General features: G+C 65.9%; 11 protein-coding genes. 7 read left to right on the forward strand and 4 right to left on the reverse strand.

Features of this window, described 5'->3' with window-relative positions:
- Positions 1-12: 12 nt before the first annotated feature.
- A complete protein-coding gene (locus ACUCV3_RS02155; protein WP_279727958.1) occupies positions 13-1635 on the reverse strand; it encodes a cisplatin damage response ATP-dependent DNA ligase in 1623 nt (540 codons plus the stop codon).
- A gap of 124 nt (positions 1636-1759) precedes the next feature.
- Positions 1760-2752 (reverse strand): ligase-associated DNA damage response exonuclease, encoded by a 993-nt coding sequence (locus tag ACUCV3_RS02160; RefSeq protein WP_482240342.1) that lies wholly within the window; start codon positions 2750-2752, stop codon positions 1760-1762.
- A gap of 132 nt (positions 2753-2884) precedes the next feature.
- Between ACUCV3_RS02160 and ACUCV3_RS02165 the strand changes: the two genes are divergently transcribed.
- Both ACUCV3_RS02165 and ACUCV3_RS02170 read left to right on the forward strand, forming a co-directional pair.
- Positions 2885-4108, forward strand: coding sequence for a BtaA family protein (locus tag ACUCV3_RS02165; RefSeq protein ID WP_482240343.1), 1224 nt, complete (start codon positions 2885-2887; stop codon positions 4106-4108).
- Complete coding sequence (locus ACUCV3_RS02170; protein ID WP_482240344.1) at positions 4105-4749, forward strand: class I SAM-dependent methyltransferase; 645 nt, start codon at positions 4105-4107, stop codon at positions 4747-4749. The genes ACUCV3_RS02165 and ACUCV3_RS02170 overlap by 4 nt, the downstream gene beginning before the upstream one ends.
- Before the next feature lie 191 nt (positions 4750-4940).
- On the opposite strand, the gene hemA is transcribed toward ACUCV3_RS02170, so the two are convergent.
- A complete protein-coding gene (hemA, locus tag ACUCV3_RS02175; protein ID WP_004207255.1) occupies positions 4941-6167 on the reverse strand; it encodes a 5-aminolevulinate synthase in 1227 nt (408 codons plus the stop codon).
- Between the two features lie 182 nt (positions 6168-6349).
- Entirely contained in the window at positions 6350-7153 is an 804-nt protein-coding gene (gene murI / locus ACUCV3_RS02180) for a glutamate racemase (RefSeq protein WP_482240345.1), read from the reverse strand.
- Between the two features lie 99 nt (positions 7154-7252).
- Here murI and ACUCV3_RS02185 point away from each other — a divergent pair, with 99 nt between their 5' ends.
- The 5 genes from ACUCV3_RS02185 (at position 7253) to topA (ending at position 12965) form a co-directional block, all read left to right on the forward strand.
- On the forward strand, positions 7253-7795 hold the full coding sequence (locus tag ACUCV3_RS02185; RefSeq protein ID WP_482240346.1) for a sugar O-acetyltransferase: 543 nt from the start codon (positions 7253-7255) through the stop codon (positions 7793-7795).
- A gap of 168 nt (positions 7796-7963) precedes the next feature.
- Positions 7964-8578, forward strand: coding sequence for a glycerol-3-phosphate 1-O-acyltransferase PlsY (gene plsY, locus ACUCV3_RS02190; protein WP_017499586.1), 615 nt, complete (start codon positions 7964-7966; stop codon positions 8576-8578).
- Positions 8575-9657, forward strand: a complete 1083-nt coding sequence (gene dprA / locus ACUCV3_RS02195; RefSeq protein WP_482240347.1) for a DNA-processing protein DprA — start codon at positions 8575-8577, stop codon at positions 9655-9657. The genes plsY and dprA overlap by 4 nt, the downstream gene beginning before the upstream one ends.
- Positions 9658-9673: 16 nt before the next feature.
- Positions 9674-10318, forward strand: a complete 645-nt coding sequence (locus ACUCV3_RS02200; RefSeq protein ID WP_279727964.1) for a YoaK family protein — start codon at positions 9674-9676, stop codon at positions 10316-10318.
- A 64-nt stretch (positions 10319-10382) separates the two neighbouring features.
- On the forward strand, positions 10383-12965 hold the full coding sequence (gene topA, locus ACUCV3_RS02205) for a type I DNA topoisomerase (protein WP_482240348.1): 2583 nt from the start codon (positions 10383-10385) through the stop codon (positions 12963-12965).
- Positions 12966-12988 lie beyond the last annotated feature (23 nt).

Raw genomic sequence — 12988 nt, forward strand, 5'->3', positions numbered from 1 at the left:
GATCCTTATGAATCAACTCACCAGCCGCTTCAATCCCTCGATCGTATCCGCCTCGGCCGCCGGCTTGTCCTTGCGGATGCGGGCGATGCGGGGGAAGCGCATGGCGAGGCCCGATTTGTGGCGCTTGCTGTCATGGATGGAGTCGAACGCGACTTCCAGCACCAGCGTCTTTTCGACTTCGCGGACCGGGCCGAAGCGGTTCAGCGTATTCTGGCGGACGAAGCGATCGAGCCATTTGAGTTCCTCGTCAGTGAACCCGCTATAGGCCTTGCCCACCGGCAGCAATTCGCCCCCATTTTCCGGATCACCCGTCCAGCAGCCGAATGTGTAATCCGAATAGAAGGAGGAGCGTTTGCCATGGCCGCGCTGCGCATACATCATGACGCAGTCGGCGGTCAGCGGATCGCGCTTCCACTTGTACCAGAGCGCTGCCTTGCGCCCGGCGACATAGGGGCTGTCGCGGCGCTTGAGCATCACGCCTTCGATCGCGGCGTCGCGTGCACCGGCGCGGATGTCGGCCAGCGCCGCGAAATCGGGCGCGTCGATGACAGCGGACAGATCGAAGCGGTCGGAGGATAGCTGCGCCATATAGGCTTCGAGGCGCGCGCGGCGGTCGGTCCAGGGCAGGGCGCGCAGGTCGTCGTCGCCCTCTATCAGCAGGTCATAGAGGCGGACGAAGGCGGGATAGTCAGCCATCATCCTGGCGCTGACCGCCTTGCGGCCGAGCCGCTGTTGCAGGGCATTGAAGCTGGCCGCAGCGCCTCCATGTTCTTTGGCGCCCTGAAACTCCCCCTTCACCAGCAATTCGCCGTCGAGCACGGCATGGCCGGTGAAGGCCTGCACGATTTCGGGGAAGCTGCCCGTGATGTCGTCGCCCGCGCGACTGTAGAGCCTGGTTTCGCCCCCATTTTTTGGGCCGCTGCCGACGATCTGGATGCGGATCCCGTCCCATTTCCATTCGGCCGCATAATCGGCGAGGTCCACGCTGTCGGCCTCCAGCGGATGGGCGAGCATGAAGGGGCGGAAATAGGGCGTGCCTTCGGGATCGGGACGGGCGCTGCGGCCCTCCGCCCAGTCGAACAGCGCGGCATAGGGCGGGGCGAGGGCGTGCCAGACCTGTTCGACATCATCGACGTCGAGCCCGAAGGCCTGGGCGAAGCCGGTCTTGGCGAGGCGGGCGGAAATACCCACCCGAAGCCCGCCGGTGGCGAGTTTCAGCAAAGCGAAGCGGCCCGATGCGTCGAGATGATCCATCATCTGCGCCAGCGCATCGGGCGCGGCGGCGCGGCTGACGCTGTGCAGCCGGTCGATGATGGCGGACAGGCTGAGCGCGCCGTCGTCCAGTTCGGCCGGCTCATTGCTGGGGCGGGGCCAGAGCAGGGCTACGGTCTCGGCCAGGTCGCCGACATAGTCGCGGCTCATCTCGAACAGGACCGGATCGGTGCGAGCGCGGATCATTTCGCCGATGGCCGAGGCCTTCACCGCCTTGAGGTCGAGATTGCCGGTCAGCGCGGCCAGCGCCCAGCCCCGGTCGGGATCGGGGGCTTCGCGCATGTAGGCGGCGATCAGCGCCAGTTTGCCGTTGCGCGAGCGGGTGTAGACAAGGCCGTCGAGCAGTTGGGAAAATTGCCTCATGGATCAATCCGAATGGCCGTTCGGGCTGAGCGAAGTCGAAGCCCAGCACAGAGCGAAGCGAAGTGGCTTCGACTTCGCTCAGCCAGGCCCTTCGACAGGCTCAGGGCGAACGGGTTAGATAGCATCACCCTTCCTCCTCATCTTCTCTGCCCACCAGCGCCAGCGCGCGGGCTCGATATTGGTGGGTCATGCACCAGTGGAGCAGGGCTTCCTCGCGGCCATGGGTGATCCAGGTCTCGCTCGGCGCGACCTCGCGGATGGTGTCGGTCAGTTCATCCCAGTCGGCATGGTCGGAAATGACCAAAGGCAGTTCGACATTGCGCTGCCGGGCGCGCTGGCGCACCCGCATCCAGCCTGACGCCATGGCGGCAATCGGGTCGGGCAGGCGACGACTCCAGCGATCGTTGAGCGCGGAGGGCGGCGCCAGCACGATGGCGCCGCGCATATCCTTGGCCGCCACGCCAGTCGCGCCGCGCAACTTCCCCATGTCGACGCCGAAATCCTGGTAAAGCGCGCACATGCGTTCGAGCGCGCCATGGATATAGATGGGGTCATGATGGCCGCGGGCCCGCAATTCGCAGATCACCCGCTGTGCCTTGCCCAGCGCATAGGCGCCGACCAGCACACAGCGATCGGGATTGGCATGGAGGGCATGGAGCAGCCGGTCCATCTCGCTGCCGGTGTCGGGATGACGGAAGACGGGCAGGCCGAAGGTCGCCTCGGTCACGAAGATGTCGCAAGGGACCGGCTCGAACGGCAGACAGGTGGGGTCGGGGCGGCGTTTATAGTCGCCGGTCACTACCACCCGTTCGCCGGCATGATCCAGGATGATCTGCGCCGATCCCAGCACATGGCCGGCGGGGACATAGCGGATGGTGACGCCGCCCAGCCTGATCTCCTCGCCATAGCCGACCGCCGTGCCGCTGGCCGTGCCATAGCGCAGCGCCATGATCGCCAGCGTTTCCCGTGTCGCCCAGACATGGCCGTGGCCGCCGCGCGCATGGTCGGCATGGCCATGGGTGACGAGCGCGCGTTCCTTCGGCTGCGACGGGTCGATCCACGCATCGGCGGGGCGGACATAGATGCCGGTGGGGTGGGGTTCGATCCAGTGCGCCATCAGATGCAGAAGATGGGAGCGGCGGTCCCGGTTCCGCAAGAGGCGTCATCGTCGCGTCATCCAGCGGTCATGCGCACGACACGCGCCTGCCCTATCGGCCGACCGAACGACCCGGCAGCGAGGAGTGCGCCCATGGCCGCATCGGCCCACAAGAAAGTCACCAATGCGGTGCATCGTCACCGCCATCTGTCGAAGCAGGGGCTGCTGGAACGCGCCTTCACCTTCGCCTTCCGCGGCCTGGTCTATGCCCAGATCTGGGAAGATCCAGCGGTCGACATGGAAGCGCTGGCGATCACGCCCGACAGTCATGTGGTGACGATCGCGTCGGGCGGCTGCAATGTCCTCTCCTATCTGACCGCCGATCCGGCGAAAATCACCGCGGTCGACCTCAACACCGCCCATATCGCACTCAACCGGCTGAAGCTGATGGCGGCGCAAACCCTGCCCGATCATGCCGCCTTCCACCGTTTCTTTGCGCGGGCCGACGACAAGGCGAATATCGCCGCCTATCGCGCGGTCGTGGCGCCGCACCTGGATGAGGCGACGCGCCGCTATTGGGAAGGCCGCGACATGACCGGTCGCCGCCGTATCGGTGGCTTTGCGCGGGGCATCTACAGGCATGGCCTGCTCGGCCGCTTCATCGGCGCAGCCCATCTGCTCGCCCGGCTGCATGGCGTGAACCCCAAGCGGATGCTGGACGCGCAGAGCCGCGAGGAGCAACTGGCGATCTTCGAGCGCGAGCTGGCGCCGATCTTCGACAAGGGCTTCGTCCGCTGGCTGACCAGCCAACCCGCCTCGCTGTTCGGCCTCGGCATCCCGCCCGCGCAGTTCGAGGCGCTGGCGGGCGACGACCGGATGGACAATGTGCTGAAGGCGCGGCTCAAGAAACTGGCCTGCGACTTCGATCTTCAGGACAATTATTTCGCTGTGCAGGCGTTCGGTCGCGGCTATGCAGGCGGCGAAGGGCCGTTGCCGCCCTATCTGCAGGCAGCCAATCATCGCGCAGTGCGCGACAGGGCAGAGCGGGTCGATGTCCGGCATGTCAACTTCACCGACTTCCTGGCCAGTCAGCCGGCGGCATCGTGCGACCGCTATATCCTGCTCGATGCGCAGGACTGGATGGATGACGAGCAGCTGAATGCGCTCTGGGCGCAGATCACGCGGACGGCCAAGCCGGGCGCCCGCGTGCTGTTCCGCACTGCCGGCGAACCGAGCATCCTGCCCGGCCGGGTCGCCGACGATGTGCTGGCCCATTGGGACTATCGGGCCGAAGCCTCGCGCGACTATACCGCGCGCGACCGCTCGGCCATCTATGGCGGCGTGCATCTCTACGTGCTGAAGGGCACCGACGCATGAGTGGCCATGGGCAGCTGATGGACGGGGTCTATCGCTACCAGCGGCACATTTATGACCTGACCCGCAAATATTATCTGCTCGGCCGCGACGGGCTGATCGCCGATCTCGATCCGCCGGCCGGCGGCGCTGTGCTGGAGATTGGCTGCGGCACCGGCCGCAACCTGATCGCGGTGGGCAAGGCCTGGCCCAAGGCGCGGCTCTATGGCGTCGATATCAGCGATGCGATGCTGGATACGGCGCGTGCCTCGGTCATCAGGGCGGGCATGGCGGATCGGGTGACATTGGCGCAGGGCGATGCCTGTGGCTTCGATCCGCAGGTGCTGTTTGGCCGGGCGAGCTTCGAGCGGGTGTTCATCAGCTATGCGCTGTCGATGATCCCCGAATGGGAAATGGCGCTGGTCCAGGCGGCGCGCTGCGTGGCGCCGGGAGGCAAGCTGGAGATCGTGGATTTTGGCCAGCAGGACGAACTGCCTGCGCTCTGGAAACGGGCGCTATTCGGCTGGCTGGAGCGGTTCCACGTCTCGCCTCGACGCGAACTCAACGGCGCGATCAACCGACTAGCACGGGATATGGGCGGCTTTCCCCATGTCCGGACGCTCTATCGCGGCTATGCGGTCAGGGGCGGGCTGATCCGGGTCTGATGTTGGATTTGTAGGAAAGGGCGCGCTTAACTTCGCACATTTCCCGCACATTGTGACATTTGATATCCAATGTAGGAAATCTTGTTGCGGGACAGGCGTCGGGGCGGATGGCTTCGACCTGCCTCGTCATAGCGGCTTTTGCGCGGATAGGACAGGGCGGCGCTACGATCAGCCACCCCGTTCCTGTCCGCTCAGGCGGCCTGGCGTTCCAGCAATTCCAGTTCCAGCCGATCCCAGATTTCGACCAGTGCCGACACCAGGTCGCGCATCATCTCTTCATTATGGGCCGGGCCGGGGGTGAAGCGCAGTCGCTCCGTGCCGCGCGGCACGGTGGGATAGTTGATCGGCTGCACATAGGCGCCATATTCGGCGAGAAGGATGTCGCTGATCCGCTTGGCCTTGACCGGATCGCCAACCATCAGCGGCACGATATGGGTGACCGAGTTCATCACCGGCAGGCCCGCGTCGCGCATCAGCTGCTTGAGTTTGGCGGCGGAGGCCTGCTGGCCTTCGCGCTCGGCGCTGGAGCCCTTCAGGTGCCGCACGCTCGCCAGCACGCCGGCGACCAGCACGGGCGAGAGCGAGGTGGTGAAGATGAAGCCGGGCGCATAGCTGCGGATCACGTCGACGATCATCTGGTCGGCGGCGATATAGCCGCCCATCACGCCGAACGCCTTGCCCAGCGTGCCTTCGATGATGGTCAGGCGATCGGCGACGTCGTCGCGCTCCGAAATGCCGCCGCCGCGCGCACCATACATGCCCACGGCATGGACTTCGTCAAGATAGGTGAGCGCGTTGAACTCGTCGGCCAGGTCGCAGATTTCCGCGATCGGCGCGACGTCGCCGTCCATCGAGTAGACGCTTTCGAAGGCGATCAGCTTGGGCGCCTCGGGATCCTCGGCGGCGAGAAGTTCACGCAGATGATCGAGATCATTGTGACGGAAGACGCGCTTTTCGCAGCCCGAATTGCGGATGCCCGCGATCATCGAGGCGTGGTTCAGCTCGTCCGAAAAGATGATGCAGCCCGGCAGGATCTTGGCGAGGGTCGAGAGCGTCGCTTCGTTCGAGACATAGCCCGAGGTGAAGAGCAGGGCCGCTTCCTTGCCATGCAGATCGGCGAGTTCCGCCTCCAGGTCGACATGATAATGGGTGTTGCCGCCGATATTGCGGGTGCCGCCCGATCCAGCGCCAACATCATGGAGCGCTTCCTCCATGGCGGCGACCACCTTGGGATGCTGGCCCATGGCGAGATAATCGTTCGAGCACCAGACGGTGATCGGCTTCGGGCCGTTATGGCCGTGGAAGCAGCGGGCGTTGGGGAATGCGCCCTTGTTGCGCAGGATGTCGATGAACACGCGATAGCGGCCCTCGCTGTGGAGCCGGTCGATCGCCTGCGAAAAGATATGCTTGTAATTCACTACGCCGTTCTTCCCGTTGCTCGCGCGCCGGTTCTTCTATGGTCGCGCCATCCTCTGCCTGAGGAGTGCATTTACCTGCGCGCGCCTGCCATTGCCAGCGATAACCGCTCGCAACGATACGCAGATTCCCTATCAGTGTGATCGAGACGCTTTGCCATTGAACAAATGGCCTACCCCTGCGGTCAGAGCGCGTCGATGCGATCAAGGCCATAGCCGGCAAGCGCGTCACGCAGCGCCTCGACCTGGTCATCGACGCGGGTGAAGACGGCGATGCCGGGCGAGGGCGCATCCGGCCAGGGCTGTCCTTCGGTCAGGAAGGCGATGCGCCGGGCTATCCCTTCGCCGCCATGGACGAAGCCCATCGGATGCGGCGCGGCGGCGGCAAGTTCTTGTTCCACTAGCGGAAAATGGGTGCAGGCGAGGACGACCATGTCCATCCGATCGCCACCCGGCTGATCGAGAAGCCCCGCCAGAGCGTCGCGGGCGATGGCGGGATCAAGCGTTTCGCCGCGCAGCTTCGCCTCGGCCAGTTGCACCAGCGCTGCGCTGCCATGGCGCAGCACGGTGCAGTCGGCGCCATGTTCGGCGGCAAGCCGGTCGACATAGGGCTGGCGCACGGTGGCATTGGTGCCCAGCACGCCGAACACCCGGCCTTTGGACAATAGCGCCGCCGGCTTGATCGCCGGGACGGTGCCGACCACCGGAATGTCGAGCGCGGCGCGGACATGGGGGAGCGCGATGGTCGAGGCGGTGTTGCAGGCGACGACGGCGAGGCGCGGGCGATAGCGCTCCACCAGCCGACCGAGCAGGGCGGGCACGCGCGCCGCGATCTCCGCCTCGCTCTTGGTGCCATAGGGGAAGCCGGCGCTGTCGGCCGCATAGACGACCGGGGCGTTCGGCAAGGCGGCGCGGGCCGGGGCGAGGATGGACAGCCCCCCCACGCCGGAATCGAAGAAAAGGATGGGAGCGTCTGGTGCGACCGTCATGCGCGCCTGTGTCGCGGCATGGGGCGGGAGTGTCAACGTCCGGTGCTTGCAAAACGGGCCGGTCGCTGCCACCTCGCGGGCCGATCGAAGGAGAACAGGATGACCCAGCCCAGCATGAAGCAGAAGATGATCGCGGGTGAGCCCTATCATGCGAGCGACCCGGAAATCATTGAGGACCAGCTGGCCGCAGCAGCATGGATGCAGCGTTTCAACGCGACCCTGCCGCCCGAGCGCGAGGAACTGCTGCGCGAGCGGCTGGGCGCGCTGGGCGCGGGATCGACGATCCGGCCACCCTTCCACTGCGACTATGGCTTCAACATCTTCCTGGGCGCGGGCGTGTTCCTGAACTTCAACTGCGTCATCCTGGACGTGGTGCCGGTGACGATCGGCGACGGCACGCAGATCGGCACCGGGGTGCAGATATTGACCGCCGACCATCCGCGCGATCCGGCCGAGCGCGCCACCGGCATCGAATGGGGCGTGCCGATCACCATCGGCCGCAATGTTTGGATCGGTGGTGGCGCGATCATCCTGCCCGGCGTGACGATCGGCGACGATGCGCTGATCGGTACGGGCAGCGTGGTGACGCGCGACGTGCCGGCCGGTGCAACCGTGGTCGGCAATCCTGCGCGGATGCGGTAAACCGATACTGCCCATTGCCCCGCGCGCCTGTCACGCTATGGTCGCGCGCAACAATCAGAACAGGCCGGCCGATTGCATCGGCTGTCCTGTTCTGGTCTTTTGATGTACCGCGTTTTCCGAGCCAGCAGTTGTTCCATCTGCTTTGAAAACGCTTTATCGGCGAATTTCATGACACCTCCCTGGCTGCTTCCCGCTTTTGTCCTGGTGCTGGGCTATCTGCTCGGCTCGATCCCCTTTGGCCTGCTGCTGACGCGCTTTACCGGCGCGGGCGACCTGCGCCAGATCGGGTCGGGCAATATCGGCGCGACCAATGTGCTGCGCACCGGGCGCAAGGGGCTGGCGGCGGCGACCCTGCTGCTCGACCTGCTCAAGGGGGCGGCGGCGGTGCTGATCGGCGCAGCGCTGGTGGATGGTGGCGGGCCGATGGCCGGCGCCATGGCGTTCATCGGCCATTGCTACCCGGTCTGGCTGCGCTTTGCCGGCGGCAAGGGCGTGGCGACGATGATGGGCGTGGTGACGGCCATGTACTGGCCGGCCGGTATCGTCTTTGCCGTCGTGTGGCTGGGGGCGCTGTTCGGCACCAAATGGTCGTCGGTCGGCGGCATGTCGGCCGCAGTCAGCGCGCCGATCGCCATGTTTGCCTTTGGCCGGATCGATCTGGTGCCGGTCAGTCTGGCGCTCGCGTTGATCGTGCTGTGGCGGCACCGCGCCAACATCGCCCGGCTGATGAAGGGCGAGGAGCCCAAGGTCGGCAGTTCCAAGCAGAAAGCCGCCACCGAGTGAGCGGGCAGGAGCGGTTCGACCGTCTCCGCCTGATCCGATCCCCGCGGATCGGCCCCGTCAGCTACCGCCAGTTGCTCACGCGCTTCGGCAGCGCGGCTGAAGCGCTGCGCGCCATTCCCATGCTCGCCGCGCGCGGCGGGGGCGAGGCGCGGGTGGCCGATGCTGCCGCGATCGAGCGGGAGATTGCCGCCACCCGCGCGATCGGCGCCCGCTATCTGCTGATGGGCGATGCCGATTATCCCGCGCTGCTGGCCGAAATGGAGGGCGCGCCGCCGGCGTTGATCGTGCGCGGCGATGCCGCAATCGCAGCGCGGCCCTGCATTGCCATGGTCGGGGCGCGTAACGCCTCGGCCGCCGCCTGCCGCTTTGCCCGGATATTGGCGCAGCAACTGGGCGATCGCGGCGCGGTGGTCGTGTCCGGCCTAGCCCGCGGCATCGATACCGAAGCGCATCGCGGATCGATCGACAGCGGCACGATCGGCGTGATCGCCAGCGGCATCGACATCGGCTTCCCGCCCGAAAATGCCGCCTTGCAGGAGGATGTGGCGCAGCGCGGCCTGCTGGTGACTGAGCATCCGCCCGGCACCCAGCCGCTCGCCCGGCATTTCCCGGCGCGCAACCGGATCATCGCCGGCCTAGCGCTGGGCACGGTCGTGGTGGAGGCGGCGCCCAAGTCCGGATCGCTGATCACCGCAAGGCTGGCGACCGAGGCGGGGCGCGAGGTGATGGCAGTGCCCGGATCGCCGCTCGACCCGCGCGCCCAGGGCTGCAACCTGCTGATCCGCGAGGGCGCGACATTGGTGCAGAATGCCGACGACATTTTGGAGGCGGTCGGCGGGCTTGATCCCCGCATGGTGCGGCAGGGCAGCTTCGATTTCATCGGCCAGCCGGTGTCGAGCGATGTGGCCGATGCCGATCGCGCGGCGGTGATCGCGCTGTTGGGGCCAGTCGCCGTGGCGGTGGATGAGATCATCCGCCTGTCCGGCCTGTCGCCCGCTATCGTGCAGACGGTGCTGCTGGAACTGGAACTGGCGGGCGGGCTGGAACGGCAGGCGGGTGGCCGGGTCAGCCTGATATGAGGGGGCGGCGCGCGCGATGATCCGGTTCGATCGGCCGATGCAGGGCTTCGCCATCGCCCTCGCCTTTCTGGCAGGCTATGTCGATGCACTCGGTTTCCTGACGACATCGGGTTTCTTCGTCTCGTTCATGAGCGGCAATTCGACCCGGCTGGCCGTCGGCATTGCGAGCGACAGCAGTGATGCGACGGCGGCGGCTATCCTGATCCTGTGCTTTGTCGCGGGTGTTGGCGGTGGCGCGATCGTCGGCGCGATTGCGGGGCGGCGACAAAGCAGCGCCATATTGATCCTCGTCGCGATGCAGCTGGCTGTGGCGGCGCTCATGGTCGGGCAGTCGGCACTCGGGGCTGCGGGCCTGCTGGCGCTGGCGATGGGTGCCGAAAACACCGTGTTCGAACGCGAAGGGGAAGCGCCGCTCGGGCTGACCTATATGACCGGCAGTCTGGTGCGCATCGGCTTTGGCCTTGCCGGACTGGTCACGGGGCGGCGCTATCCCGGCTGGGGCAGCTATGCGCTGCTCTGGCTGGGGCTCGTCGTGGGCGCGGTGACCGGCGCATGGCTGTTTCCGATGCTCCAGCAGGATGCGATATGGCTGGGGAGCGGGGTGGCGCTGGTCATGGCCTTGCTGATCGCGGTCATGAGACGAGATGCGCAGGGCGCTTGACGCCCTCCACCACTACCCTACAGACTCGCGCGTATACGTGAGAGACTTCCAAACCGGGGCCTGAATGCAACTTGTCATTGTCGAATCGCCGGCCAAGGCGAAGACCATCGAGAAATATCTGGGCGGGGATTTCCATGTCCTGGCCAGCTACGGCCATATCCGCGACCTGCCGCCCAAGGATGGGTCGGTCGATCCCGACAATGGCTTTGCCATGTCCTGGGAAAATTATGGCGACAAGGGCAAGCAGCTCAAGGCCATCGCCGACGAGGCGAAGAAGGCCACGCGATTGATCCTGGCGACTGACCCTGATCGCGAAGGGGAAGCGATCAGCTGGCATGTGCAGGAAGTGCTGCGCGCCAAGAAGGCGCTGCCGCAGACGGTCGACCGGGTGACGTTCAACGCCATCACCAAGGCGGCGGTGCTGGACGCGATGGCGAAGCCACGCGCGCTGGACGAGGATCTGATCGACGCCTATCGGGCGCGCCGCGCGCTCGACTATCTGGTCGGCTTCACCCTGTCGCCGGTGCTGTGGCGCAAGCTGCCCGGCGCCAAGTCGGCCGGCCGCGTCCAGTCGGTCGCGCTGCGCCTGGTGGTGGAGCGCGAGCGCGAGATCGAAAGCTTCGTGCCGCAGGAATATTGGTCGATCTCGGCCGAGATGGAGCAGGGCGGGCAGGGCTTCACCGCGCGCCTCGTCCGCTGGAAGGGCGAGAAGATCGACCGCCTGACCATCGGCAAGGAAGGCGATGCCATGGCCGCGAAGGCGGACGTGGAGGCCGGGCGCTTCACCGTCGACAAGGTCGAGACCAAGCCGCTCACCCGCAATCCCCCGCCGCCCTTCACCACCTCGACCCTGCAGCAGGAAGCCGCGCGCAAGCTCGGCTTTTCGGCCAGTCACACGATGCGGATCGCGCAGCAGCTCTACGAGGACGGCGCGATCACCTATATGCGTACCGACGGCGTGCAGATGGACGGCAGCGCCATCTCGGCCGCGCGCAAGGCGATCGCGGAACGCTATGACGGCGGTTATCTGCCCGAAAAGCCGCGCCAATATCAGACCAAGGCGAAGAATGCGCAGGAAGCGCACGAAGCCATTCGTCCGACCGAATTCCATCGCGACAAGGTCGGCGGCGGCGATCATGCGCGCCTCTATGACCTGATCTTCAAGCGCGCGCTGGCGAGCCAGATGGCCTCGGCTCGGCTGGAACGCACCACCATCGACATGGTCGACGGCAGCGGCAGCCACACGCTGCGCGCCACCGGGCAGGTGGTGATCTTCCCCGGTTTCCTCGCCCTTTACGAAGAAGGTCGCGACGATGCGGAAGACGACGACAGCAAGCTGCTGCCGCGCCTGAGCGAAGGCGACGCGCCAGCCAAGAAGAAGGTGAGCGCCGAGCAGCATTTCACCCAGCCGCCGCCGCGCTATTCCGAAGCGTCGCTGGTGAAGCGGTTGGAAGAGCTGGGCATCGGTCGCCCGTCCACCTATGCCTCGACGCTGCAGGTTCTGAAGGACCGCGACTATGTCCGCGTCGAGAAGAACCGCTTCTTCGCCGAGGAAAGCGGGCGGCTGGTGACGGCCTTCCTGGAGCGCTTCTTCGAGCGCTATGTTTCCTATGATTTCACCGCCGGCCTGGAAGACGAGCTGGACGAGATCAGCGGCGGCCGTGCCCAGTGGCAGGAAGTGCTTGAAGCCTTTTGGAAGGATTTCAAGCCCAAGACCGCCGAGATCATGGAGCAGAAGCCGTCGGACATCACGGCCGAACTGGACAAGTTCCTGGAGCCAATGCTGTTCCCGCCCAAGGCGGACGGCAGCAATCCGCGCGCCTGCCCGCTCTGCGCTGATGGTCAGCTGTCGCTGCGCGGCGGCCGCTTTGGTGCGTTCATCGCCTGCTCCAACTATCCCGAGTGCAAATATACCCGCAAGTTCGGCCAGCCCGGCGGCAGTGATGGCGCCGATACCGGCCCCGAAATCCTGGGACAGCATCCCGAGACCGGGCAGGACATCGTCAAGAAGTCCGGCCGTTTCGGCCCCTATATCGAGATGGGCGAGGGCAAGGAGGCGAAGCGCGGATCGATCCCCAAGGATCTGCCCGATGGTGAGATGACGCTCGATTGGGCGATCAAGCTGCTGAGCCTGCCGCGCGAAGTCGGCCTGCACCCAGAAACCGGGCTGCCGATCGTTGCCAATATCGGCCGTTTCGGTCCCTATCTGCTGCATGACGGCAAATATGGCCGCCTGTCCTCGACCGCCGAGATTTTCGAGGTGGGCATGAACATGGCCGTCGCCAAGCTTGCCGATGCGGCGAACAAGGGCGGTCGTGGCGGTTCGTCGCGCGAACCCTTGAAGGTGCTGGGCAAGCATCCGCGCACCGACGCGGAGATCAAGCTGATGGCGGGCCGCTATGGCCCCTATGTCACCGACGGCACCACCAACGCGACCCTGCCCAAGACGATCGAGCAGGACGCGCTGACCCTGGAGGAAGCGGCCCAGCTGATCGACGCGCGCGCAGCGGCGGCCCCGGCCAAGAAGGGCAAGAAGGCGCCGGCGAAGAAGGCGGCCGCCAAGAAACCGGCGGCAAAGAAGGAAGCGGGCGAAAAGAAGCCCGCCGCCAAGAAAGCCCCGGCCAAGAAGAAGGCGGCGGCGGAATAATACGCCATCGCCCTGGTCGCTTG

The sequence above is a fragment of the Sphingobium sp. VMM genome (genome assembly GCF_056790315.1).

Coding starts and splice junctions, on each gene's coding strand:
- ACUCV3_RS02155 (WP_279727958.1), bottom strand. CDS start 1,635: ATGAGGCAATTTTCCCAACTGCTCGACGGCCTTGTCTACACCCGCTCG.
- ACUCV3_RS02160 (WP_482240342.1), bottom strand. CDS start 2,752: ATGGCGCACTGGATCGAACCCCACCCCACCGGCATCTATGTCCGCCCC.
- ACUCV3_RS02165 (WP_482240343.1), top strand. CDS start 2,885: ATGGCCGCATCGGCCCACAAGAAAGTCACCAATGCGGTGCATCGTCAC.
- ACUCV3_RS02170 (WP_482240344.1), top strand. CDS start 4,105: ATGAGTGGCCATGGGCAGCTGATGGACGGGGTCTATCGCTACCAGCGG.
- murI (WP_482240345.1), bottom strand. CDS start 7,153: ATGACGGTCGCACCAGACGCTCCCATCCTTTTCTTCGATTCCGGCGTG.
- ACUCV3_RS02185 (WP_482240346.1), top strand. CDS start 7,253: ATGACCCAGCCCAGCATGAAGCAGAAGATGATCGCGGGTGAGCCCTAT.
- plsY (WP_017499586.1), top strand. CDS start 7,964: ATGACACCTCCCTGGCTGCTTCCCGCTTTTGTCCTGGTGCTGGGCTAT.
- ACUCV3_RS02200 (WP_279727964.1), top strand. CDS start 9,674: ATGATCCGGTTCGATCGGCCGATGCAGGGCTTCGCCATCGCCCTCGCC.
- topA (WP_482240348.1), top strand. CDS start 10,383: ATGCAACTTGTCATTGTCGAATCGCCGGCCAAGGCGAAGACCATCGAG.